This window comes from Anaerococcus urinomassiliensis (assembly GCF_900128425.1).
Classification (GTDB): domain Bacteria; phylum Bacillota; class Clostridia; order Tissierellales; family Peptoniphilaceae; genus Anaerococcus; species Anaerococcus urinomassiliensis.
Genome location: NZ_LT635781.1, coordinates 101,104 through 126,474, shown reverse-complemented (window position 1 = coordinate 126,474; position 25,371 = coordinate 101,104). Strand labels below are relative to the sequence as shown.

The 25,371-nt window shown below is 35.8% G+C and carries 19 protein-coding genes; 5 read left to right on the top strand and 14 right to left on the bottom strand.

The features are described from left to right. Position 1: 1 nt before the first annotated feature. From BQ7474_RS00625 to BQ7474_RS00560, 14 genes are all read right to left on the bottom strand, one after another. A complete protein-coding gene (locus BQ7474_RS00625) occupies positions 2–2,638 on the bottom strand; it encodes an alpha-mannosidase (RefSeq protein WP_073997147.1) in 2,637 nt (878 codons plus the stop codon). 1 nt (position 2,639) lies between these two features. After that, entirely contained in the window at positions 2,640–3,929 is a 1,290-nt protein-coding gene (locus BQ7474_RS00620; RefSeq protein WP_073997146.1) for a beta-N-acetylglucosaminidase domain-containing protein, read from the bottom strand. A gap of 127 nt (positions 3,930–4,056) precedes the next feature. Next, on the bottom strand, positions 4,057–5,658 hold the full coding sequence (locus BQ7474_RS00615) for an extracellular solute-binding protein (RefSeq protein ID WP_073997145.1): 1,602 nt from the start codon (positions 5,656–5,658) through the stop codon (positions 4,057–4,059). Between the two features lie 53 nt (positions 5,659–5,711). Continuing rightward, complete coding sequence (locus BQ7474_RS00610; RefSeq protein ID WP_073997144.1) at positions 5,712–7,259, bottom strand: ABC transporter substrate-binding protein; 1,548 nt, start codon at positions 7,257–7,259, stop codon at positions 5,712–5,714. A gap of 20 nt (positions 7,260–7,279) precedes the next feature. Beyond that, entirely contained in the window at positions 7,280–8,200 is a 921-nt protein-coding gene (locus BQ7474_RS00605; protein WP_073997143.1) for a carbohydrate ABC transporter permease, read from the bottom strand. A gap of 10 nt (positions 8,201–8,210) precedes the next feature. Beyond that, positions 8,211–9,224: an ABC transporter permease gene (locus tag BQ7474_RS00600; RefSeq protein WP_235821444.1), complete on the bottom strand. Its 1,014-nt coding sequence runs from the start codon at positions 9,222–9,224 to the stop codon at positions 8,211–8,213. Between the two features lie 9 nt (positions 9,225–9,233). Continuing rightward, positions 9,234–9,875 (bottom strand): hypothetical protein, encoded by a 642-nt coding sequence (locus BQ7474_RS00595; RefSeq protein WP_073997142.1) that lies wholly within the window; start codon positions 9,873–9,875, stop codon positions 9,234–9,236. Then, a complete protein-coding gene (locus BQ7474_RS00590) occupies positions 9,875–10,996 on the bottom strand; it encodes an ABC transporter ATP-binding protein (protein WP_073997141.1) in 1,122 nt (373 codons plus the stop codon). The genes BQ7474_RS00595 and BQ7474_RS00590 overlap by 1 nt, the downstream gene beginning before the upstream one ends. A gap of 228 nt (positions 10,997–11,224) precedes the next feature. Next, positions 11,225–12,169 carry a type I phosphomannose isomerase catalytic subunit gene (locus BQ7474_RS00585; protein ID WP_073997140.1) on the bottom strand — a complete coding sequence of 315 codons (945 nt, stop codon included), beginning with the start codon at positions 12,167–12,169 and terminating at the stop codon, positions 11,225–11,227. 9 nt (positions 12,170–12,178) lie between these two features. Beyond that, entirely contained in the window at positions 12,179–13,039 is an 861-nt protein-coding gene (locus BQ7474_RS00580) for a D-alanyl-D-alanine carboxypeptidase family protein (RefSeq protein ID WP_073997139.1), read from the bottom strand. A 305-nt stretch (positions 13,040–13,344) separates the two neighbouring features. Then, on the bottom strand, positions 13,345–15,195 hold the full coding sequence (locus BQ7474_RS00575) for a flavocytochrome c (RefSeq protein WP_073997138.1): 1,851 nt from the start codon (positions 15,193–15,195) through the stop codon (positions 13,345–13,347). 93 nt (positions 15,196–15,288) lie between these two features. Next, entirely contained in the window at positions 15,289–15,699 is a 411-nt protein-coding gene (locus BQ7474_RS00570; RefSeq protein WP_073997137.1) for an FMN-binding protein, read from the bottom strand. A gap of 245 nt (positions 15,700–15,944) precedes the next feature. Continuing rightward, positions 15,945–17,309, bottom strand: a complete 1,365-nt coding sequence (radA, locus tag BQ7474_RS00565) for a DNA repair protein RadA (RefSeq protein WP_073997136.1) — start codon at positions 17,307–17,309, stop codon at positions 15,945–15,947. Further along, a complete protein-coding gene (locus BQ7474_RS00560) occupies positions 17,296–18,588 on the bottom strand; it encodes a glutamate-cysteine ligase family protein (RefSeq protein WP_073997135.1) in 1,293 nt (430 codons plus the stop codon). Before BQ7474_RS00560 ends, radA begins: the two co-directional genes overlap by 14 nt. A 75-nt stretch (positions 18,589–18,663) precedes the next feature. On the opposite strand from BQ7474_RS00560, the gene BQ7474_RS00555 reads away from it, so the two are divergent. The 5 genes from BQ7474_RS00555 to BQ7474_RS00535 all read left to right on the top strand — a co-directional run bounded on the left by BQ7474_RS00555 (position 18,664) and on the right by BQ7474_RS00535 (position 25,342). Continuing rightward, complete coding sequence (locus tag BQ7474_RS00555; RefSeq protein WP_073997134.1) at positions 18,664–19,125, top strand: methylated-DNA--[protein]-cysteine S-methyltransferase; 462 nt, start codon at positions 18,664–18,666, stop codon at positions 19,123–19,125. A 122-nt stretch (positions 19,126–19,247) separates the two neighbouring features. After that, positions 19,248–22,490, top strand: coding sequence for a type I restriction-modification system endonuclease (gene hsdR, locus BQ7474_RS00550; RefSeq protein WP_073997133.1), 3,243 nt, complete (start codon positions 19,248–19,250; stop codon positions 22,488–22,490). Positions 22,491–22,498: 8 nt separating this feature from the next. Further along, positions 22,499–23,935: a class I SAM-dependent DNA methyltransferase gene (locus BQ7474_RS00545; RefSeq protein ID WP_073997132.1), complete on the top strand. Its 1,437-nt coding sequence runs from the start codon at positions 22,499–22,501 to the stop codon at positions 23,933–23,935. Next, positions 23,932–24,186 (top strand): hypothetical protein, encoded by a 255-nt coding sequence (locus tag BQ7474_RS00540; protein WP_073997131.1) that lies wholly within the window; start codon positions 23,932–23,934, stop codon positions 24,184–24,186. Before BQ7474_RS00545 ends, BQ7474_RS00540 begins: the two co-directional genes overlap by 4 nt. Next, positions 24,128–25,342 (top strand): restriction endonuclease subunit S, encoded by a 1,215-nt coding sequence (locus BQ7474_RS00535; RefSeq protein ID WP_073997130.1) that lies wholly within the window; start codon positions 24,128–24,130, stop codon positions 25,340–25,342. The genes BQ7474_RS00540 and BQ7474_RS00535 overlap by 59 nt, the downstream gene beginning before the upstream one ends. The last annotated feature ends 29 nt before the right edge of the window (positions 25,343–25,371 follow it).

Sequence of the window (25,371 nt, the reverse complement as noted above, 5' to 3'; positions counted from 1 at the left end):
TTCAAAAATCAAGTTTTGTGGTTCTAATCTCAAACGGACTCAATTTGTCCTTATCAATCTTGCGATCATCTGGATTTTGCCCTAGTATATCGTAATTTTCTCCATTAAGCTTAGGAATTTGCTTATCTTCATTACTTGGATTATAAGCCCTAAATATAGGATCTCCATCATAATTTCTGTATAGAATAGAATATAAGTTTTCTCCAAGGTCTATATCTGGAATATCAGGATTAAAGCTTGTGGTATCAGTGTTTTTATCTATTTGAACCTTAAAGAAAGGCACTCTATCCTTCAAAGCTTTTTGTATTGAAATAGATGGATTTTGGTCAAATATATCTAGGTATAGGTCAAATTCCATATCAGCCAAATCACCCAAAAGCTGGGCATCTGGTGTTGGGAAATATCCCCAGTCTCCAAGCTCACCTGTAGACCTAAATAAAGTTAGGTATAGACCTTCATCTTTTACTTGTTCATATTCTGCTATACCTATAGTGGATACTGTAAAACCTTTGTTAGATTCATCTTTTACTTGGATATACCTGCTCAAATTTTGTGAATAATCTGGATTTTCCCAAGTTTTTGGAGGGTAGGCAGATCTTTTGACTGTTTCAAATATACTTTCTGGATAAATAAAATCAGACTCTAATTTGTGGCCAAATAATAATCTCATCCTATGGTCTTTGGCCATATTTTTAAGTTTAATCTTAATATCCATTGTTGATTTTTCATCATAGACTATGATTTCTTTATAAATATTCATTTTTACATAATCTTTTGATCTTTTTGCCTGCCTAAATGGTAGACCTACTAGAGTAACTTGCTCTTCAAACAAGGTCTGGTCGGAAGATTCTGGGATAGAAATTTCCTCTGTAAGCTTTATGATGTACTTGTCATTTTCCCTTAAGACTTCTTTTTTTATGAGCTTGCCGCCCAAAATCCTTAGATTATCGTAAGACTGCCTGTAGATGTACTCGTTTCCAATATCCCCACTATCTTCAACCATCAAAACATTGGTATAAGATTCATTTGTCCTCTTATCCTTGATGTCCAAGGAGGCATTGTCATTTATTTTTATTTGGTAGAAGTCATTTTCAATTAGGTCCTTGTCATAAGAGATAATTTCGTACTTACTTTTTCCTTCTACTAGTCTAAATATTTTCTTTTCATATGCTTTAAGCTTTGCTAAAAACTTAACGTTTACTTGCCTTGAAAAATAAGGCTTGCGGAAGACATCTTCTGGTAGTTCATAGCCAAAGTTTGTGCCTATATCTGTGATTTGACCAGGTATTTCATTGCCATCTTCATCGACTAAAGTTAAGTCCGGCAGATCAATTTCTTGAAGTTTTTTTACAACTTCTGGGAAATTCGCCCCAAAAAACTCCTTCATATAGTCTAAATCTATTGAAACGATCCTACTTCTTTCATATGGCAGGGTATTTATCAAGCAAAAACTCACATAATCTGAGTCATTGTAGGTGTTTTTCCCTATAAATTCTCCTTGCTTTTGGTCAATATAGTCCAAAGCCTCAGCAGCATCTTTGAATCTTCTCCTATTTCCATCGTGAACAGAATCTATAGAACATCCACAGATGCTGTCGTGTGGGTGATTGGAAATAAGCCTTTCGTAGATGTAGTCAATCCTATCATGAGGATAATCTTCCTTTTTACCAAAAATAGTAAGTAAAGGTTGAGTCACTTCCTCAAGTCTCATCTCTAAGTTTTTGTTCATATGTTTGAGATAGTACCTAGATGAAGAGGTTCCTTGTAGGGTGTACCAACCGTCTGTTGTCTGGCTACGAAGTTCGCCAGTTATTTCAGCAAGATTTTTCCTATCTATTTCTTTATTTACTGCCTCATAGTACAAATCTAGGTTTGAATGGACAAACTCATAGTCGTCATACATGGTATTTAACTTTTCTATGATTTCTCCAATATTTTTTTGTACTGGAGAGTGGTCGCAACCATTCATCAAGAGAAGCTGCTTAGTCGAAGCGTATTTTTCCATGTCGGCTATTTTTTGATCCATGTATTTTCTAAGCTTATCTTCCTTGCTAGGTATGTCTACTCCATTGCAATACCAATTCGCAAATAGTATTCCCAACACTTCTGACCCATCGTTTGATTTCCAAATAAGTTCAGAATTTTTGGATGTGAAATCTTCTATGACTGCATTGTCAAAACCTGTTGCCTTGACTCCACGTCCAAAGTAAGAGACATCAATGCCAGCTTTATTTAAAATCTGTGGAGCTTGGCCAATGTTGCCAAAGGTATCCGGGAAATATCCAATGCTAGCAGGTTTTCCCCAGTAACAAGATTTTTTGATGCCTAGGCTTAAGTCCTTGACATTTGATTCTCCACTTGTCAAAAATGCATCTTGTAAGATGTACCAAGGACCTATTATGATTCTTCCTGATTCTATTAATTCTTTTAATATTTCCTTATTTTCTGGTCTAACCTTTAGGTAATCTTCTATAGGCAAATATTGACCATCAAACTGGAAATACTTGAAACGAGGATCTTCACAAGCTTCTATAAGTCCATCAACTAGGTCAACCAGACGCATAGTATGATTTTCTAAAGGCAAATACCATTCTCTATCCCAATGGGTGTGGGATATGATGTGGACTGTTTTTTTCATATTATTCCTCTATCAATTTGTGGTAAATTTCATCAAGTGATTTTGATGTGATAACTTGCCTATCTATAAGCTCATCTTGGGTAAATTCTTTGTAGATTTTTATAGTAAAGGATTTGCTCTTATCATAAAGTTCTTTTGCCTTTTTATCTTCTCCATTTATAGCTTCTTTTACGGCTAATAATAGGTATTTTAAGCTTTCAAAGAAAGGGATCACTTCATCATATAATTTCTGATTAGAATAATTTTCCTTGTATGAATCTATTGCAGTAACTTTCTCAACTATAAGTCTTATAACTTCATCATTATTAGCCTTATTAAAGGCTTCATTGATTTTAGCTTCTTCTAGGTATTTTTTATTTTCTTCCCTCTTATAAATATCAGATCCGAAGAAGGAGTCAGATATGATGAAAAGTTCTTTTGCAACACTCTTGTCCAGATAGTCAAGTCCTCTTTTGAAGGATTCTATTGGCTCATAGTTTTCTGGATCCTTGTATAGGTCTGCCGCTTGGTAGATGGAAAGTTTTGATAATTCAGCTTGATTCATTGGATTTAGAACAATAGAGTCGTAATTGAATTCTTTGCTATCAAAGAATTCAAAAACTTCCATAAATATTTCACCACGTTTGTAGTCATTAACTGGCCAATTAAACCAAATATGTGGTTTTTTGTCCAAAAGTTTTATAAAGGCTTCATTTGAATCATGTCTTAAAGGAGTTACAACATCATAACCTGTCCACATAATGTTTAGATGATCAATATTTCTAAACATATCATAGTATTCTTTACCTTTTTCATCTATCCATGCTTGGTTATACCATGGATTAACAAATATCAAGTCCTTGTTATCGTATTTAGAAATATGTCGTATTAGATCTTTAACAAGTCTTAGGTGATATTTTCTATCTTCATAGGCTTGATTGCGATCAACATCGTCCATACATAGGCCAAAGCTATTTACTCCAACTTCATGCAATTGGTCATATTTTTTGAATATTTTTTCAATTTCATTATCATAATCATCCCATTTGATTAAGTTTTGTCCTGGATGGATAGCCCAAACAAATTCTATGTTTTTTTCTGTGGCGGTTTCTTGTAATTTTTTTAATTCATCAAGCTTTTCTGCTGGATATGGCTCTCTCCATTTTACATTGTGGTAAGGGTCATCTTTTGGTGCATAGAAGAACTGATTCATCCCAACTTCTGATAGAAATTCAATAAGTGATTTTCTTTCTTCAAAAGTCCAAGGTATGCTGTAAAATCCTTCTATAATACCTGTTTTGATTTTCGTCATTTTTACTCCTTTAGAAACTACTTTTCTTATTTTCTAAATATATTGGTAAATGTTGTAAATTCTTACAAAAGTCTCTAGAAAACTAGAGACTTATACACAAAAGTGCATAAGCCTCTTTTTTTATCTACTATTTTTTCCAAGCATCTAGTTGGTTTTGAACTTCAGTTACTGCTTTTTCGATTCCTGCTGTTTTTAGTTGGTCTAAAAATTCTTCATAGTAAGCTTCGTCGAAAGCACCTGTTTTAAGGTTTATAAAGTATTTTGAAGTTGTAGATTCAATATTTTCTAGTTCACCTTGGATTGGTGTCTTGTCAATATTAAATCCTAGTGTTGGAGAAGCAACAAGTTTTGATTCAAATTCTTTTACTTCTTCATCAAATTCTGGATCACCAATACCTACGCCACCAGCCATTGGAGTTCTGTTATACATTGATAGGTATTGGAATGCAGCTACATCGTATACTTCTGTAGATTCGCCAAGTCTTTTAACTTTTCCATCTTCAAGTTCGTAATCTTCACCTTCAACACCATATGATAGTAGGTCTTGAAGTTTCTTGTCTGTGAACATTCTGTTGATAAAGTCTAGTGCCTCTTCTTTATTTTCAGTTTGGCTGTTTACAGATACTAACTTACCTGTTGCTTTGCCATTGTCGATTACTATTGAATCACCGATTATTGAAGATAATTTTTCTTCATCTGGTTTTGACCATACTGCTTGAGATCCTGGTTCACCTTCAGCTTGGCCTACAAGGTTTGACTCATAGCTTCCGTCAGCTTCACCTGGTTGAAGTTGTGGAGCATCTGGATTGATTAGACCTTCATCATAAAGTTTTTTCATTTGGTCAATTTCAGCTTTGAAATCTTCAGATTCATAGATGCTATAAGCTACTAATTTCCCATCTTCTTCTTTAACACCTATACCAGAAGCAACTTCAAATACTGGGTTTTCTCTAGCAAATAGGTAGTCAGAAGCTACTATATAAGGATATGGAGCATCTGGTTCATTTTCTTTTACTTCTTTTAAGTATGGTTCAATATCTGTTGTTGTTTTTAAATCTTCATATGGTACATCGTATTTTTCAACATATTCTTTGTTCCATACGAATTGGTTAGCTGCTACAACTCCAGGATAAGCTGATGGCAAACCATAAAGTGGACCGTTTATTCTTGAACCTTCTAGCATTCTATCGTCGATTAATTCTGCAGCATCTTTTAGTTCATTGTCTAGGTAGTCATTTAAGTCTAGTAGAGCGTTTTGATCTGCTAGAGTTTTGTATGGACCTGCCCAGTTAGCTGTGAATGCTAAATCCCAATCTTCACCAGAGTTAATTGCTAGTTGAAGCTTTTGTTGGTAATCACCCCAGTCATAGAAAACTGTGTCTATGTGATAACCAGCATCTTGGCTATCTAGATATTCGTTAATAGCAGCTACAACTTCAGCGTGTCTTGTTGGTTCTCCACCTATATTGAAGTAGGTAAGTGTTGGAACTTCACCATCTGTTTTAGCTGTTTCAGTTTCGTCTGTAGCTTCTTCTTCTGCCTTTTTGTCTGTAGCTTTTTCTTCTTCAGCCTTTTCGTCTGTAGCTTTTTCTTCTTCAGCTGGAGCTGTTTCAGTAGTTTCTGCCTTCTTGTCTTTTTCTTCAGCAGGTTTTGAAGAATCATTGCCACATGCTGTGATACCTAGTGCTAATGCTAAAATTAGTGCACTTTTCTTAAATTTGTTGTTCATATTTCCCCCTAAAATTTTTTATAAAAACTTTTTAATTAATAAAAAGTATTTACCTATTTGTCTTCCCAGCTGTCTAGTTGTTTTTGAACTTCTTCTACAAGTTTTTCGATACCAGCTGTGTGAAGTTTTTCAATAAATTCATCGTAATACGCATCGTCAAATGCGCCTGTTTTAATATTACGTAGATATTGTTCTATTATTTGATATACATTTTCGTATTCTTTTTCGCTGCCTGTTTTGTCAAAGTTAAATCCAAGTATTGGTGATGGTTTGACTCTTTCTAGATAAGTTTTTAGTAAGGCTTCTCTTTCAGCTTTATCTTCTTTTTCTGCTTTTACACTTGGTGTCATCATTTGTGATGCAAGGAAGGTAAATCCTGGCACATCGTATCCTGTATCTTCTATTGGTTCGATTGCATCATCTACTAGATTATAGTTGACACCTTCTATACCATTTACTAGATACCTCATTAAAACCTTATCACTATACATTCTATTGATAAAGTCCATTGCAAGTTCTGGATATTCACTTTGAGAGTTTATAGCAAGAAGTGAGCCTGTTGCTTTTTCGTTAGTTACATATACCATGTCTCCTGCATATGATGAAACTACAGGTACTCCAAAGTTCTTAGTCCAAATATCGTCAGATTTTACTCCACCTTCACCTTTTCTTACTAGCCATGTTGGACCATTGGCCAATTGACCAGCATCTATTTGTGGAGCTGATGGATCTATAAAGCCTGCGTCCATGTATTTTTTCATGGTGTATGCTAGGTCTTTGTAGCCATCATCTTCCCAAGCTGAGTAAGCAACAAGTTTTCCATCTTCTTCTCTAACTCCTACTCCAGGAGCTGCAGTAGATGTTGGAATTCTTGTTTGGAAGATAAAGTCATTTGCTATACCAAATGGATATTCTACTTCTGCTTCATTTTCTTTAACTTCTTTTAGGTATGGTTCTAGGTCTTTTTCTTCTTTGATATCTTCTATTGGGATATCGTATTTTTCTACAAGATCTTTATTCCATATGAAAAAGTCTGCTGGTGTGATATTATCAGCTGTTGCCGGTGCTCCATAAAGTCTGCCATCTACTGAGGCACCCTTTAGGACATCATCACTTACTAAATCAAGCATAACTTGGCCTTTTTCCTTGGCAAGGTCAGTGATATCTAGAAATGCTCCCTTATCAACCATTTCCTTGTATGGACCAGCCCAGCTTGCTGTAAATGCTAGGTCCCAATCGTCACCAGCATTTGATGCTAATTGAAGTTTTTGTTGGTAGTCCCCCCAATCAAAGTATTGGAAAGCTATGTGATAACCTGCATCTTGGCTGTCAAGATATTCGTTTAGTGCAGCTGCAACATCATCTGTTGCAGGTTGTGGCGTGCCGACATTGTAGTAAATAAGTGTTGGCAGATCACCATCTGCTACTTTTTTATCTTTTTCTTCCGATTCTTTGTTATCCTCGCTAGCTTCTTTATTTTCTTCGCCAGCTTCTTCTACTTTTGTATCGTCTGTAGATGTATTTTTTTCATCTGGATTTTGACAAGATGTTACTAATAGCAAGGAAGCTAATAGTATAGAAATCTTACTTTGAATTTTCATATTACCTCTTTTTGTAAAGCTTATTCCTTAACAGCTCCAAGTGTTAGCCCTGATATAAAATATCTTTGGAAGAAAGGATAGGCTATAAGTATTGGTGCTGTTGTGATAACTACTATTGCCATCTTTAGAGATTCTTGAGGAAGAGTCTTTTTTATCTCTCCTGCAAGAGATCCTATGGCATCTTGCCTTATTGATAGGAAGTTAGTTGAGTTTTGGATTCTCATAAGCATGTATTGAACAGGCATCTTATCTTCACTATCTATATAAAGCATGGCTTGGTACCAGTCATTCCAGTAACCAAGTGTTACGAAAAGTCCAACTGTCGCAATTATTGGCAAGGATAAAGGTAGGATAATCTTAAAGAATATCTGCATCTCACTTGCTCCGTCTATAGTAGCTGCCTCTATTAGAGCTTTTGGTATAGACGTTTGAAAGTAGGTTCTCATCAAAATAATATTATATGGTCCAACTAGTAGTGGTAAGATTAGGGCCCACATACTATCTTTTAGACCTAGAAACTGTGTCATTATCAAATAGCTTGCTACAAGACCGCCAGAAAATAGCATTGGTATTGTAGAAACTTTTGTGAAAAATCCTTTATACTCATAATCATCACGGCTTAGGGCATATGCATACATGGTTGTAAGAACAAGGGCTATAACTACACCTACTACTGTTATTATAACAGAGTTTTTGTAAGCCGTTGCTATCTGTCCACCACCCTTAAATACATATTGGTAAGCTTCTGTAGAAAATTTTTCTGGTATTAGTTGGTAACCATTTCTCCTAATAATATCTTCATCTGTAAACGAAATCATAACTACAAAGAGGAATGGCAATATAGCAGAAATTGTCAAAAGTATTAGGACTATATTTAAAACTATATTTGATCCCTTACTAATCTTTAGAGGATCAAAATTGTTTTTCTTTACTTCTTTCATCAATCACCCCCTAGAATAAGGACCTTTGTGGATCGTATCTTTTTACAATCTTATTGGAGAATAAGATCAAGATAGTACCTACAACAGATTGCAACAATGAAACTGCTGATGATAGTCCAATATCCCCTGATTCAAGTAAGGCTCTAAATACATATGTGTCAATAACGTTTGTTACGTTGTACAAAGGGCCTGAGTTTCTCGGCACTTGGAAGAATAGACCAAAGTCTGCTCTAAATATATTTGCCAAGGATGTAATAAATATGATTGTTACAACAGGCCTTAGTAGTGGTATTGTGATTGATTTTGTCATCTGCCACTTAGTAGCCCCATCCATGGCCGCAGCCTCGTAATAGGTCTTATCTATACCGGATAAGGCCGATAAGTAAACTACGGTGTTATATCCTAAACCCTTCCATGAGTTGATCAAAACTAAAAATACTGGCCAAAATTTTGTATTTGTATACCAGTTTACACCCTTTCCACCAAGAGATGTAATAAGTTTATTTAAAAGACCCTTATCTGGTGATAAGAATGCAAATACAGCATAGCTTATAACAACCCAACTTAGAAAGTGTGGTAAAAACATTGAAGTTTGGTAAAACTTCGCTGCTTTTTTGCTGAAAATTTCATGTAAGGCTATAGCTGTGAACATTGCAAGAACTATATTTACAACAATAAAAATAAAGTTATAGCCAATAGTATTTCTAATAATTATCCAAGCATCATTACTTCTAAAAAAGAACTTAAAGTTATCTAAACCTGACCATTCACTCATGTAGAGGTTGTAGAAAAAGTTCTTTGAGAAGATTTTATATCTCTTAAATGGAATAATAAGTCCAAACATTGGCAGGTAAGCAAAAATTACAAACCAAATAAAAGCTGGCAAGGAAAAAACTAAAAGGGGTAAATTTGTCTTAAATCTTTCTTTGAAAGGTTTTTTCTTAGCCTTTTTCTTATTCTCAATGCCAGGTTGGTTGGATATGGCTACATTTTCCATTTGTTTATTAACTGGTTCTTTTTCCATATCTTCCTCCTATATCTTCTTTATGGCATATTCGTTAATTGTATTGATTAGGGCAGCAAATATTATTATAAATATTAGCATCCAAACACTATTTACTATGTATAGATTCTCAAATACTTCCCAAATTACAAAAATTAGAATAGTAAAAATAAAATATTTGTAAGTAAGTATCAGTGAGTTTTTTATGCTAGCTATTATCCCAACATATTGGCGATGAGATGTTTGTAATATGGTATAAAAAATTATTCCTCTATAAAAATATATAAGAATAATTCTCAAAATCCCAAAAACAGCGCTAGTCTGTCCAATAATACTCAAAGATCCATTTGCATAGTAATAAAGGGCAAATAATAGAGTATAAAGTCCGTATTTTGAAAGCCAGTCTTTGTTAAATACTTCCTTGAAATAAGGTAGGTAGACTTTCTTGTCACTTACAAAAGCTGCCGTAAATGATACTGCTTGTCTTTCTAAGGCAAAACCTAAAAGACCAATTAAAGGTATGAAGATGATAATATATGAACTTATGGAACCTTCTACCAAAAGATCTACAGCAAATATTGGCAAAAGTATTAATCCGCTATAAAAAAAGCTCACTATTGCATAGATTATGACTTCACCAATTCTATAAAGCCCTCTAGTAAATGACTCCATTAATTTATTCTCATCTGTGTTTTGCTATCAAACAAATGGATATCATCGAAGTTAACAAATAGCTTTATCATATCGCCAGTTTCAATTCCCTTGCATTTGCCTTGGACTTTGATAGCTACTTTATTGTCACCTTCTTCTTCGATAGATATGCTGCTTGCCTTATCTTCTGCGTAGATTATTGTTTCATCTCCAAGCATTTCTATATTGATGACCGTTGCTTCGATATAGTTGTCTGAATTGTCCAGATTATTTAAAGAAAATGCTTCTGGTCTGATACCTATAATTAATTCTTGGTTAGAATTCTCGTAAGTCTTTAGAATATCTTTGGTGTGTTCAGAAATTTCTATAGTGTTTCTACCAAGTTTCAATTGGCCATCTTCAAGCTTTCCACTAAAGAAGTTCATTGGAGGAGCACCGATAAAGTTTGCAACAAATACATTTGCTGGATTGTCGTAAATTTCTTCTGGCGTTCCTACTTGTTGGATATAACCATCTTTCATAACTACGATACGGCTAGCCATGGACATGGCTTCTGTTTGGTCGTGAGTTACATAAATAGTTGTTGTATCCAATTGGTCGTGGATACGAGCAATTTCAGTTCTCATTTGTCCACGGAGTTTCGCATCTAGGTTACTTAGTGGTTCGTCCATCAAGAATATTTCTGCTTCACGAACTATAGCACGTCCTAGGGCAACCCTCTGTCTTTGACCACCAGATAGGGCTGCTGGTTTTCTATCTAGGTATTCTTCTAGTTGGAGCATCTTTGCTGCTCTTTTTACCTTTTCATCTATGTCTTTTTTATCCTTTTTTTGGAGCTTTAGGCCAAAGGCCATATTTTCATAAACACTCATATGAGGATATAAGGCATAGTTTTGAAATACCATAGCTATGTTTCTATCTTTTGGGCTAACATCGTTCATTAGCTTGCCATCTATGTATAGGTCTCCAGCAGATATTTCTTCAAGACCTGCAATCATACGAAGTGTTGTAGACTTACCACAACCTGACGGGCCAACGAATACTATAAATTCTCTATCGGCAATATCTAGATTAAAATCAAAAACAGCTTGGACGCCATTTGGATAGATTTTATCTACATTTTTTAAATTTAATGTTGCCAATTTTCCCTCCTTAACAATTTATCTGAAATCTTTTAAAAGTATTTTAAATATTTCTATTCACTTCTAACACTCTAATTTTAATACATATTAAAAAATATAGCAACGTTTTCATACATTTAGGTATAAATTTTCACAAAATTTATATAAAAATCTCTAAAATATGTAAGCATTTTCATTATTTGTAAAAAACAAACTCTTACTAGTTATTTTTGTAAGAGTTTGTTTTAATTACTTATTAACTACGTTAGATTCGACAATAGTCAAGTCGCCAGCAAATTCATATGAAGAGACTAAATTTGTCAATATGAAAAAGTCTCCCTTTTTGATTTGATATGTTTCTCCATCTACTATTAATTCCCCAGCCCCATCGATTACAGCTTCTATCAAATAGTCGCTATCACGATTAAAGCTTTTATTGCCTTTTATTTCATATTTTCTCACTTGGAAAAATTCATTATCGGTAAGATTTGTAAGTCTTAGGTCTCCATCGACACTTGTTTCTGTTTTATTGTCAATATCATTAAGTTTTATAGCTTCTATAGATTTTTCTATGTGAAGATCTCTTAAATTGCCATCCTTATCTTTTCTATCGTAGTCGTAGAGTCTGTAGGTCACATCACTAGCTTGTTGAATTTCTAGTATTAAACAGCCCTTTTTGATAGCATGAACTGTGCCTGCTGGTACAAAGAAAAAGTCTCCATTTTTTGCTGGAACTTCCTTTAAAACTTCTTCCCATTTTCTTTCATTTATAAGCTTTACTGCCTCGTCCTTATCCTTGGCATTTAGCCCATATATGATGGAAGATTCGTTATCATTTAATATATACCAGCACTCGGTTTTACCAAGAGAATCTTCAACTCTTTTACCCATCTGATCATCTGGGTGAACTTGGATTGACAAATCCTCTTTGGCATCGATAATTTTTACCAAAAGTGGGAAAGTTGCTTCTTTGGGATCTCCAAAAAGTTCTCTCTCATTCTTATATACTTCTATGAGATTTTCCCCTGCCAATTCTCCATTTATGATAAGTGATGGGAATTCTTCCATAGCTGATACTGCCCAGTATTCTCCTACGCTATCAGATTCTATATCATAGGAAAATTCTTCTCTTAGGCGTTCCCCTCCCCAAATCTTATCTACAAACTTTCCGTCTAACATTAAAACTTTTTGCATTTTTTCTCCTTATAATCTTTCAAGTATATCCAAGGTGTCTCTTATCTGTCCATTCTCTGGATTGTCAATATCTTCGTATGGGGATCCCATAACTACAATAATGTATTCTTTGCCATTCTTTACGCTAAGGGTCGCCCAACATTGGCCAGCCTTTTCAGTCGTGCCTGATTTGCCACCGATTATTTCAAATCCTTCTTCCTGGTATTGGTCAAGTTTTTCAAATACCGTACTTTGCATATATACCCCATCTGGGTGGTCTGCTGTAGAAGAAGAGTTATAATCTTTTCTTGTAAAAATCGCCCTATAGTCTTCGTTTTGGAGGGCATACTTTAATAGCATAGCCATATCTTTGGCTGTTGAATAGTGGCCCAGTTGGTCCAAACCGTCAGGATTTTGGAAGTGAGTGTTTTCTAATTCTAGTTCCTCTGCTTTCTCATTCATTAGCTCTACAAAACTAATTATTGATCCAGAAATATTTATGGCTATGGAATTTGCTGCTTCTCCTCCTGATGGGAGCATAGCCCCGTAAAGTAAGTCCCTATAAGTCGTTTGCTCTCCACCATAAAACCCTGCCATTGATGCATTTTCTTCTACTAGTTTTTGGTAAGTTTCTATGTCAACTGGAGCTATGGCGTTTAGGTCATTCACTTTTTCTAGACCTAGCAAAACAGTCATCATTTTTGTAAGAGAAGCCATAGGAAGTTTCTCATTTTCATTTTCGGCCAAGACTTCCCTATCGTCAGTCAAATTATATACATACAAAGCCTTGGAATTGTAGGTATAAACTTCTCTGCTATTATTCCTAAGTAATACAAATAAGGCAATTATCACTAATGGCAAGGCTAGTATGGCCATGGATTTCTTTTTCATTTTTTACCTTCTATTAAATATTATCGTTAATAAAAGTATACATTATCAAAATTATTTTTAAAGTTTTAGTCATCTAGATAAATACAAAATCTATCAAAATCCACTCAATATATTTTAACTTTTGCAGAAAAAATCTTACACCTATCCATAAAACTTGAAAATACTGGCTTGGCAAAAGAATTTGGAAATTTAATTATATTAGCCATAGATCCCTCCTTACTTATTAATATAAGATTACCCAAAAGCAGTAAAAAAAATAAAGCAAGTCTCAAAATTATTTAAGACTTGCTTTATTATATTAATTATTATTGACCTATATATTCACTTGCGTTTTTGGCAGCATTTCTACCAAATACTACTATATCTGTGATCGCGTTACCGCCTAATCTGTTTGCTCCGTGAACTCCTCCTGTGACTTCACCTGCTGCATATAATCCTGGGATTGGATTTCCATCTTTGTCTATTACTTCAGATTTTGTGTTTACTTCAACTCCGCCCATGGTGTGGTGGATACCTGGTGCTATTTGTACTGCATAGTATGGAGCCTTGGATAGATCACTTGTTACTGTATCCATACCTTGGCGTCCAAAGTCTGGGTCTTGGTTGTTTTTAACAATCTCATTCCAGCCTTCTATCGTTTTAGTAATAGTTTCTTCATCACATCCTATTAGTTCAGCCAAGGCTTTCATATCACTTGCTTCTTCCATATAGCCTTTTTCTGCGTATTTTTGTATAGTTGCTGATTGGTCATACATTCCTTGGTCAACTATTAGCCATGCGTTTTTGCCATCTTGGTCAAGGATAGCAGCTGATACATTATCTCTTGTTTCTAGTTCGTTGTAGAATCTTTCTCCCTTGCTATTTACAAGGATTGCTCCTTCTCCACGTAAACCTTCAGATATTAGCGATCCATTTTTTTGGTAAACTGTTGGGTGAATTTGGATTTGGTCCATATCTATGAAGTTTGCACCAATTTCTTCCAAGAAGCCAATAGCGTCACCTTCTATTGATTTGGCATTAGTTGATACATAGCCTTCTAGATCAGGATTGTAGTGAGTTACTAGGTCCATGTTGCCACCAAAACCACCACTTGCTATTACTACTGCATCGGCATTTACTGTGATAGAACCATCTCTTGTTTCTGCCTTTACTCCCTTTGCCTTTCCATCTTCCATGATAACTTCATTTACCTTGGCATCATATACTATTTCTATGCCAAGTTCATTGGCTTTTTGGGTCAATTTGTCTACCAAGTATGAACCAACCGGGATAGATTTGCCCTCATCATTTAGTGGAGCATGGGTTCTCATCTCACTTTGTCCACCAGAAAATTTCAATTGTTTGAAGACAACTCCATTTTCTTCTAGCCAGTCTATGGCATCTGAAGATTGACTTGCTAGAATATTTACTAGGTCTGGGTTATTTAAGTTTTTGCCACCTTCCATAGTATCTTTTACGAAAAGATCCACTGTATCTGGCACATTATTTTCTTTTTGTAGGCGTGTTTCTGCGGCGTTCATTCCTGCTGATGCATAGGCAGTATTACCACCTGTAATGCCTGCTTTTTCAACAACCATAACATCTACACCCTTTTGAGCAAGCTCAATTGCTGTAGAAAGTCCAGCACCACCAGCTCCTACTACTACAACGCTTGTATCATAAGAATCTTTTTTCTCATCTTCAGTATCTTCTTTGGCAAGTTTATCAGCATCAATTCCTGCTGTTTGCAAAGCCTCGTCTATGGCTGATAAAAATGCTGCTGAAGAAATAGTCGCTCCAGATACCCTATCTACGTCTATGCTATTAGATCTGATTACTCTTTCTTTCATCTTTTCAAGAGCTTGGGAACCTACCGCCTTTGTTTCGTTTTCTGTTGTTTTTATGTCAGTTATTACGCCGTTTTCAATATCAACAGCTACTTCTATGTCTGATCCATAGCCAGTAGCCTTGCCATTATATGTACCTTGTATGTCTGAATAATCAGCTGTTTCAGTTTTATCTTCTGATGTTTCTTCTGCTCTTTCTTTTGAATTTTCGCTTTGTGTCTCCTCACTTACTTGGCTATCGTTTTTTGTTTGATTCTGTGTTTGATTGCCACAAGATGCCAAGCTTAAAGTTAGGGCCAATGCCATTGCTAGAGTTTTAAGATTTTTCATTTATCCTCCTTATATTGATAATCCTATAACAAACATTTCCAAAAAAACAGCTACCTTTGACTTAAAGGTCAAAGATAGCTAACCTTTTAATTCTTATTTTGCATTTACTATTGCTTCGTCAACTGCTGCTTTGAATGCTTCAGATGTTACTGTAGCTCCAGATACGTTATCAACGCCTTCTGTGCCGTTAGCTTCAACAACAGCTTTTTCTAGTTCTGGAATAGCGTCTGCTCCTACACCTTCTGTTTCTGTATGGTCTGTATCGATTGATTCGATTTTTCCATCTTTACCAAAGTGAACTGTTACTTTTATGTCTCCACCGTAACCTGCAGCTGTTGCTTCACCTACTTTTGGTGCTGCTTCTTCTGCTGGAACAGTTTCTTCTGTTGTTTCTGTTGATTTTGCTGCATCATCAGCAGGTTTTGCTTCATTTGCATTGTTTCCACAAGCTGCAAATGTGAATGCCATAGCTGCTACTAGGGCAAATTTGTTTAAGTTTTTCATAATCCTCTCCTATTTGCATACATTTAAAATGTATTTATTTTTGCTTTAACTATCAAGTTAACATAAAAGTGATTATACTATCAAGTTAAATGTTTGCAAGCTTTTCAAAGCTTTCACCTTATAATTGACACAACTTTTAATTAGTAGATATTTTTATCAATTCTTTTATATTCAACTTTTCTTGTATAAAAGCCTTAAAGACCATCGCGAGCATAAGCATAGCCAGAGTCCAAAGATTTTATCCATCAATAAAACAAGTCGCTTATTACATCCTTTATATTTGTCATTTGCAATACCTTTATATCAGCAAAGTCTTTAAGATCAAGAGAGTTTTTTGCCACATAGCATTTCTTGTAGCCAAGCCTTTGAAGCTCTTTTACTCTTTGTTTGATTTGAGGAACTTTTTTAAGCTCTCCGGTTAGACCTACTTCAGCTATAAATACTGTCTTGTCGTCAACCGGTTTTTTTAGTAATGAAGAGGCAATTGAAATCATTATAGCAAGATTTACCGATGGTTCAGAAAGCTTTAGGCCACCTGTTGTTTTTATTATCACATTGTAATCAAAAAGATTTAGACCTGCTCGCTCTTGAAGTATAGAAATTAGCGTATTGAGGTCATCCTTTCTGAGCGAATCTCCTATCCTTTGGGGATATGGCAAAAATGACTTGGAAACTAGAGATTCTATTTCTACTTCTAGGAGTCTAGAACCTTCCTTGGTGACAGAAATAGCTGAGCCTTCGATTTCATTTTCCCTTTGGGTGATGAAGTACTCGCTAGGATTTGTTATTTCTACTAGTCCATCTTCTGTCATTGAAAATAGGCCAATCTCACCAGTTCTGCCAAATCTGTTTTTAGTCGATGTGAGAACCCTTAGGTCTTCGTCGCTTTGTCCATCTAGGACCAAGACTGTATCGACCAAGTGCTCTAAAGTACGAAGACCTGCCATTTCGCCAGACTTAGTCATATGGCCAATCATTATGACTGCTCTTTTTTTCTCCTCGTCCTTGGCGATTTCTACAGCCTTATTTGCAACTTCTATAGTTTGGGTCGGACTTCCTGCCTTGTTGTCAAATTCTGCCAGGGTAAAAGTTTGTATAGAGTCTAGAAATATTATATCTGCATCTATTTTTTTAATCTCACTAATTGCACTATCCATAGAATTTGTCGAAAGGACCCATACATTTTCCGGCAAACTTTCCATAATCCTATCAGCACGTGATTTGATCTGACTTTCGGATTCCTCGCCAGAAACATAGAGAACTTTTAGCCCCCTATCGGCATAGGATTTGGAAAGTTGGAGCAAGAGGGTTGACTTACCAGCTCCTGGGCGGGCTGTTAGTATTGAAACGCTATCTGGGACAAGACCTCCGCCCACAGCTCTGTCAAATTCTTCAAAATCAGACCTAATCCTTGAATTAGAATCTACCATGATAGCCTTTAACTTTTTGGAAGTTTTATCATCGATAAGCCCACTAGAACTTGCCTTAGTTTCCTTTACGGTAACTTCAGCCAAAGTCCCCCACTTACCACAAGATGGACATTGGCCAGCCCAGTGAGCTTCCCTATGGCCACAATTGGAGCACTCGTAAGCTTTCTTAATTTTTGCCATAATTATCCTTGATAAAGCTATTTACAGAAAATTCATAAATTGCTTTTTGAGGGTCTTCTTTGTATAAACTTTCGTATATATCTCTTGGAGTCATTTGTTTTTCCAAAAGTTCCTTTAGTGGATCTATAAATTTCCTATCATTTTTGATTTTTCCCATGATATCTAAGACCCATTCATAGATTTTTTTGTCCTTGTAAATGGCATTGATGCCTTCTTTTGTTGCCATTTCTTTTAAGCTTTGGGCCTTATCATAGTCCATATCAGCAAATTCTTTGTAAAGGTATGTTAGAATGTCCTTATCATAGAAAATATTTTTAATAAGGGCAATACCAGCAAAATTATATGGATATGGGATATTGTCAGGCATACGAATTTCTATATATTTTTTGACTCTAACATCTGGAAATACAATTGATAGGGCATGGTAAATCATCTCCTCAGACATATCATCATCAAAAATTTCAGCAAAAGGAGTCTTTCCTGTATAAATATCAGCTCCATCCTTATTTATAAAGATGCTAGGAGTTTCTAGTATTTTTCTTGCATAGGTCTCATAAGATAGGTCTTTATCAAAGGAGAAAGAATATATCCCAGTCCTATCCTTGTCGCAGTTTTCCCAAATTGTTTGACGGAGATTCCTTTTTTGGTAAACTTCCCCCTCAAAAATATAGGAATTATCAAAAACACTATATAAAAATACAGAAAGTGCATTTGCCACAAAGTATTTCATCCTAAAATCTGCTTCATCCTCATAGTCTATGGCAACTTGTAGGCTGGTTGACCCCTTCATCATATTATGGGCCATAGATCCACCGTAGTCAGCAAAATACTTGTACATATAGTCATAGCGTTTTTTAGGAATGATTGGGATTTCATCAATCTTTGACTTTGGATGATAGCCAACTTCTGCCATTAAAAGTCCCCTATTTTCAAAAAGAGGAACAAGCTCAGTCATGATTTTCTTATAATTATCATATAGCTCATCAACTGACCTACTAGAATCAAAAGCCACTTCAAATTGGCTAGCTGGTTCTATGGAAACACTAACTCCGTCGCCACTTAAGCCCATGATGTGGCCATTTTCATAGATTCCCTCATAGCCCATTCCCACCATTTCTTCCATGATAGAAGATATATTAGCATCATAAGAAGTACTTTCTAAACTTTCTTTATCGACAACAAAGTGTTCAATCTCAAAACCCACTTTGAACTCATCTTTATTTTTTTCACCTGAACGAATATATTCAGCTAATTTTTTAATCTTTTCTTCGTAGTCCATAACTACCTCACTTACTATATAATATATGTATACTATACGACAAAAAAGAAATATTTAAGGGCGGTAAAGAAATAAATGACAAATAAGAATGCATATTACAAAAGCGATCTTGGGATAATAAAGATAATATATGATCAAAATTTGATAGGTATAGAGCTAACAGAAAAAGTTAAAGGAGAAAACCATAAATCAGACCTAAGTGATAAGATCTATGAACAAATAAATGGATACTTAAAAGGCAAGGTTAAAACATTTGATATCTATGATTCTTTGCAAATATCAGGCACTGCTTTCCAAAAAAGTGTGTGGGAAGAACTAATAAAAATCCCCTACGGAGAAACTAAAACCTACAAAGAAATCGCCCAGAAAATAAATAAGCCCAAAGCCGTACGCGCCGTGGCAAATGCAATAGGCAAAAACCCCTTTTTTATAATAATTCCCTGCCACAGGGTCATAAGAAATGATGGCACAATGGGAGGCTTTGCCTACGGTCCTGATACAAAAGAAAAATTGTTGGACTTGGAGAATAAATACTAAGCCCCTCCTAAACTCATTTAAAGGAAAACTTATACTATAATAATATCTTTTAATGATATAATATATGTAAGAATTTCTAAAAATAGTACAGACAAAAAAGTAAGTAATTACAGAGGTGAATCATGTCAACAAACTTTGAGGTCCTAAAAGAAAACTGGCCATATCTATACAAGCTGGCAAGCTTAGCTGAAGACTATGTATATACTGATCCCCAAGGTTCTGTTTCAAAAATCAGATTGCTTGCTGAAAGATATACCTCCCTTATAGGCAAAGTAGAGAGAATAAACTTCCCTCCTGGTAATGACAATCAATTTAGCAAGCTAAAGATTTTGGAAGGTGAAGATATTTTGGACGATGATAAAATCCGTCAGGCCTTCCATAATATCAGAAAAGAGGGAAACCAAGCCGTTCACTATCAGTATGATGATACTGATAAAGCTATGGCTATTTTAAGAGAAGCTCATTATTTGACCAACTGGTTTGTAGAAGTCTATGGAAACTATGATATAGACACCAATCCAAACTTCATCAATCCAGTTAGAATAATAGAAAAACAAGAAGAAATAAGCAAGGAAGATGAAAAAGAGTTCAGCAACTCTCTTATGGAACTAGAAAAGAAAACGTCCTCCTTGACCGAAGAAGAACTCACCAGACAGGCCAATATCCGCCGTCGCAAATCACGCTCTTTCACAAACTCTGATCTTAACGAAGCTGATACACGTACCCTGCTTATTGACCCAAAATTGCGCCAAGCAGGATGGATTGCCGATAGTAAAAGTATCAACTGGCAAGTAGGTACTAGACCAGAAGATGGCAAAAATATGGCTATAGCTGAAGTCCCAGTAAAAAATGGCAAGGCTGATTACATGCTTTTCTTGGGTCTAAAACCAGTGGGTATCGTTGAAGCAAAGAAATTTGGCAAAGATATCTCCCAAGATCTAGAACAAGGCAAGATATATGCCAAAAACCTCAAGTCTTTAAGCTTTTACCAAGGAGTAGAAGATGACAAAGTTGCTGATAGTCAAGGCCAAAGCTATGAAACAAAGGAAATTCCATTTATCTACGCATCAAATGGCAGAGAATACTTAAAGCAACTAGAAAGCAAGTCTGGAATTTGGTATTTAGATAATGGCAATAAATCAATAGCAAAACCAATAGGTAGCTTCCACTCTCCAGAAAACTTAAAGCAAATCCTTGACCAGCGCATCAAAGAAGCGGAAAGCAAGTTAAAAACAGAAGAGTATCCAGACTTTGCTAGTAGATACTATCAAAAAGAAGCAGTGGCAGCTGTGGATAATGCCCTCATCAATGGCAAAGACCGTATGTTACTAGCACTCGCAACAGGAACAGGAAAGACCAGACTTGCCATAAGCATCATGTATAGATTTATCAAAAGTAAAAGATTTAGGAGAATCCTCTTTTTGGTAGATAGGAAATCTCTAGGAATCCAAACCCAAGATGCCCTAAAGGACATAGAAGTAGAAGGCAAGTCCATATCAGATATCTATAACATCAAAGAGCTTTACGATGTAAATCCAGATATAGAAACCAAGATCCAAGTAGCTACAGTTCAAGGTATGGTCCAAAGGTTATTCTACCAAGAAGACGATAGTAAAATACCTAAGGCAGGCGACTATGATTTTATCATAGTAGACGAAGCCCACAGAGGCTATGTCGAAGATAGGGATATGACAGATGATGAACTAAACTTTGCCTCAAGTGAAACATACATCAGCCAATACAGGAGAGTAATAGATTATTTTGATGCCAAAATCTTGGGACTAACAGCAACACCTGCCCTTCATACAACAGAAATATTTGGTCCGCCAATCTACACCTACACTTATAAGCAAGCGGTTATAGATGGTTATCTAGTAGACTATGGAGCCCCAATTAGTATGAAAACCCTGCTCAATCAAAACGGCATCAAATTTGATAAAGACCAAGAAGTTGAAGTCTACAGAAAAGACACAGGCACAATAGAAAAATACCTCCTAGAAGATGAACTAAACTTTGATGTGGAATCTTTCAACAAAACCGTCCTTACAGAATCCTTTAACAGGGTAATACTTAACGAGCTAACCAACTACATTAGCCCAAATGGTCCAGGCAAAACTTTGATATTTGCAGCTTCAGACAACCATGCTGATATGATAGTAAATATGCTCAAAGAAGCTTACTTAGATAATGGCTTTGATATAAGTGATGATAGTATCCAAAAAATAACCGGTTCTATCTATAACCAAGACAAGGTCATCAGACAATTTAAGAACGAAAAAAATCCAAATATAGCAGTAACTGTAGACCTCTTAACTACCGGCATAGACGTGCCAGAGATTACAAATCTAGTATTTTTGAGAAGAGTTCGCTCACGTATACTCTTTGAACAAATGATCGGTAGAGCTACAAGGCTTGCCCCAGACATAGGCAAGGACTACTTCACTGTCTATGACCCAGTCAGATTGTTCGAATTCCTAGAAGATGTATCGGACATGAAGCCAGTAGTCAAAAAACCACACCAAAGTATAGAAGACATACTAGTAGATATAGAAAATGTCCAAAGTCTAGACCAATTTACCTACCACAAAGAGGAACTTATAGGCAAACTTCAAAGAAAGAAACAAAGACTTTCTGAGGAAAGTATAAAAGAGCTTGAAGAAAGCTTAGATCTAGACAGTCTCGATGATTTCTTAAGAGATGTCAAAGACATGGATCAACAAAAGATCCTAGCTTTTGGCGAATATTTCAAAAAAATAGAAGCAAAGAGAAATTCATCATCCTACCAATACATCATCTCCCACCATGAAGATGAGATTATAGAAGTAGGACCTGACTACGGCAAAGATGCCAAAAAACCTGGCGATTACCTAGAAGAATTCAAGAAATTCATCCTAGAAAACATAGACCTAATACCTGCCTTAAACATAGTAGTAACAAGTCCAAAAGACCTTACCTACAAAGACTTAAAGCAGATAGAACTAGTCCTCAAAGATGCAAACTTTGACACCAGAAAGCTAAACGACGCCTGGAATGAAAGCAAAAAAGACTATATAACAGCAGATATCATATCCTTTATAAGAACAGCAGCCCTAGGAGAAGAACTCCTAGATCACGAAGATAAAATAAGAAAAGTAATGAGAAAAGTTTATGGTATGGCTAAGTGGAATCCAATGCAAATGGACCTACTAAAGAAAATCGAGACCCAGCTATTAGCCTCTCCAGTACTTGCCCCAAGTGCCAAAGAGTACTTTGACACAACAGAAGTATGGAGGCAGCAAGGTGGCTATAACTTTATGGAACAAAGATTTGGCAATCAAATAGATACAATAATAAAGACCATAAATGAAAATCTATACGCAGCATAGGAGAAATAATGAACAACCAAGAAATAGTAGCAAAGCTCTGGAACATGGCCAACATCCTAAGAGATGATGGTATCACCTACCAAGACTATGTCACAGAGCTTACCTACATACTCTTTCTCAAAATGATGAAAGAGCAAAATACCGAAGATATAATCCCAGAAAAATACAGGTGGGATAAGCTTATAGAAAAAGAGGGCCTAGAGCTAATGGAATACTACAAAAAACTACTCCTAGATCTAGGCAATCCAAAGATAGCACAAAATGACAAGCTAAACTCCATCTACAAAAACGCCTCCACATCTATAGACGAGCCAAAAAACCTAGAAAAGATCATAAAGTCTATAGACCAACTAGATTGGTACTCAGCCAAACACGAGGGCCTAGGAGCTCTTTATGAGGGCCTACTAGAAAAAAACGCCAACGAGAAAAAATCTGGTGCCGGCCAATACTTCACCCCTCGCCCACTAATTGAAACCATGGTTTACCTCATAGATCCAGATAAGGGCGAGAGAATTAACGACCCTGCAGCAGGAACTTTTGGATTTGGTGTGGCAAGTGATAGGCATATAAGAGATAAGTACGACAACTACTTTTCCCTTAGTCCTGAAGAAGTAGACTTCCAAAAAAACGAGGCAATCAGTGGCATGGAGCTGGTAGCAGATACCCACAGACTAGCTACTATGAATGCCCTCCTTCACGACATAGACGGCAAACTAGTCCAAGGCGACTCCCTATCAAGTAACGGCAAGTGGATGAAAAACCTCGATGTAGTCCTCACCAACCCACCCTTTGGAACCAAAAGAGGTGGAGAGCGTGCAACCCGTGACGACCTCACCTACACCACCAGCAACAAGCAACTAAACTTCCTCCAAGTCATCTACAATTCACTAAAAGCAGATGGCAAGGCAAGAGCTGCCGTTGTCCTACCAGACAATGTCCTCTTCGAATCAGGAGTAGGAGAAGACATCAGAAAAGACCTATTTGACAAGTGCAATGTCCACACCATACTCAGACTCCCAAAAGGCATATTTTACGCCCAAGGAGTAGCAACCAACGTCCTATTTTTCACCAGAGGTCAAGGAGATAAGGACAATACCAAAGAAACCTACATCTACGATATGCGCAACAACATGAGGAAATTTGGCAAAACGAATCCACTAACCAAGGCTGACTTTGACGAATTTATCAAGATCTACAAAAGAGATGATATGGATTCGAGAGAAGAAACATACAGCTCTGAGAATCCAAATGCTAGGTGGAGGAAATTTAGCGTAGATGAATTTAAGCAAAGACCAAACTTCAACATAGATATCAGCTGGATACAAGAAGTAGACGATAGGCCAGACTACTCTATAGAAGATATGATAGAAATCCTCACAGAAAAAAGAGACAGACTAACAGAAGCCACAAGTGATTTAATAGATATACTAGGAGAATTGGTGTGATAGATACAAAATACATCAGAGAAAAAATCCTAGAACTAGCAGTAAGAGGTAAGCTTGTAGACCAAGACCCAAAAGACGGAGATGCCCGAGATCTATTAGAAGAAATCCAAAAAGAAAAAGAAGAACTCATAAAAGCTAAAAAGATAAAAAAAGAAAAGAAAGTTTCTGAAATCAAAGAAGATGAAATACCTTTTGAGATACCTGATAACTGGGTCTGGGTTAGGTTGGGGGGATTATGTAACGTTAATTAACGGTGATAGAAGTAGCAATTATCCAAAAAAATCAGACTTAGTTACTGAAGGTGTGCCTTTTTTTGGTGCTGCTGATATGACATCTGATAAATTAGATTTTAGGAATGTTAGATTTATATCCGAAAATAAATTTCACACTCTTAATAGTGGTAAGCTGGAAGACTATGATTTAGTTACTTTGCTTAGAGGAACTGTTGGCAAAACATCGTTATTTAGAAAAAATAATGAATTTGTGACAGGATTTATAAATGCTCAAATGGTAATTCTCAGAGAACTTATAAAAACTGATTGCTCAGTACTATATTTAAAATTTTTCTTAAATTCTACTTATTTTATAAATTTCAGTGATAAATATAAATCTGGTACTGCTGTTTCACAAATGCCTGCTACAACACTTAGAAATGTTCTATTTCCTCTCCCACCCCTAGCCGAGCAAGAGAGAATAGTAGAAAAAATCGAAGACGCCTTTGAGCTTTTGGATGAAATAGAAGCAGCTCAAGATCAAATAACAAGTCTAGGGGAGCAAATAAAATCAAAAGTTCTAGATATGGCGATTGGTGGTCAATTATCTGAACAAAACTCATCTAAAGAATATATCAAACCAAAAGTTGCTGTAGACAATAGTGAAAAATACCTAAATATTCCTAAACATCGGACTTGGATTCGTGTTGAAGATTTAGGAGAAATCCAAACAGGAAATACCCCCAAAAAATCTCAACCCGAAAATTATGGATTGGAATTACCGTTCATAAAACCTTCAAACATTAACAACTTAGAAATGGATTATAATACGGATGAGTTCCTCAGTGATATAGGAAAGAAAAAGGGGAGGATTGTAGAAGATAATTCAATACTAGTTACCTGTATTGGTAATCTTGGAAGAGCAGCAATAGTAGATAAAGAAGTTGCATTTAATCAACAAATAAACTCTATTACGCCAAATGAATTTGTTGATTCTAAACTAATTTTATACTTTATTACTTCAAATAAATTTTATAATCAAATGATAAAAAAATCATCAACGGTTACTGTAAGGCTATTGAACAAAACCTCTTTTAGCTCTATTCCATTTCCTCTCCCACCCCTAGGAGAACAAAAAAGAATAGTAGAAAAAATCGAAGAAATCTTTGCAGCTGTCGAGGCAATGATAGAGTAAGAAATCCCAAAACATTATGTCTTGGGATT

Coding starts and splice junctions, on each gene's coding strand:
- BQ7474_RS00620 (WP_073997146.1), bottom strand. CDS start 3,929: ATGACGAAAATCAAAACAGGTATTATAGAAGGATTTTACAGCATACCT.
- BQ7474_RS00575 (WP_073997138.1), bottom strand. CDS start 15,195: ATGAAAAATCTTAAAACTCTAGCAATGGCATTGGCCCTAACTTTAAGC.
- hsdR (WP_073997133.1), top strand. CDS start 19,248: ATGTCAACAAACTTTGAGGTCCTAAAAGAAAACTGGCCATATCTATAC.
- BQ7474_RS00555 (WP_073997134.1), top strand. CDS start 18,664: ATGACAAATAAGAATGCATATTACAAAAGCGATCTTGGGATAATAAAG.
- BQ7474_RS00580 (WP_073997139.1), bottom strand. CDS start 13,039: ATGAAAAAGAAATCCATGGCCATACTAGCCTTGCCATTAGTGATAATT.
- BQ7474_RS00610 (WP_073997144.1), bottom strand. CDS start 7,259: ATGAAAATTCAAAGTAAGATTTCTATACTATTAGCTTCCTTGCTATTA.
- BQ7474_RS00585 (WP_073997140.1), bottom strand. CDS start 12,169: ATGCAAAAAGTTTTAATGTTAGACGGAAAGTTTGTAGATAAGATTTGG.
- BQ7474_RS00615 (WP_073997145.1), bottom strand. CDS start 5,658: ATGAACAACAAATTTAAGAAAAGTGCACTAATTTTAGCATTAGCACTA.
- radA (WP_073997136.1), bottom strand. CDS start 17,309: ATGGCAAAAATTAAGAAAGCTTACGAGTGCTCCAATTGTGGCCATAGG.
- BQ7474_RS00570 (WP_073997137.1), bottom strand. CDS start 15,699: ATGAAAAACTTAAACAAATTTGCCCTAGTAGCAGCTATGGCATTCACA.
- BQ7474_RS00625 (WP_073997147.1), bottom strand. CDS start 2,638: ATGAAAAAAACAGTCCACATCATATCCCACACCCATTGGGATAGAGAA.
- BQ7474_RS00560 (WP_073997135.1), bottom strand. CDS start 18,588: ATGGACTACGAAGAAAAGATTAAAAAATTAGCTGAATATATTCGTTCA.
- BQ7474_RS00595 (WP_073997142.1), bottom strand. CDS start 9,875: ATGGAGTCATTTACTAGAGGGCTTTATAGAATTGGTGAAGTCATAATC.
- BQ7474_RS00605 (WP_073997143.1), bottom strand. CDS start 8,200: ATGAAAGAAGTAAAGAAAAACAATTTTGATCCTCTAAAGATTAGTAAG.
- BQ7474_RS00545 (WP_073997132.1), top strand. CDS start 22,499: ATGAACAACCAAGAAATAGTAGCAAAGCTCTGGAACATGGCCAACATC.
- BQ7474_RS00600 (WP_235821444.1), bottom strand. CDS start 9,224: ATGGAAAAAGAACCAGTTAATAAACAAATGGAAAATGTAGCCATATCC.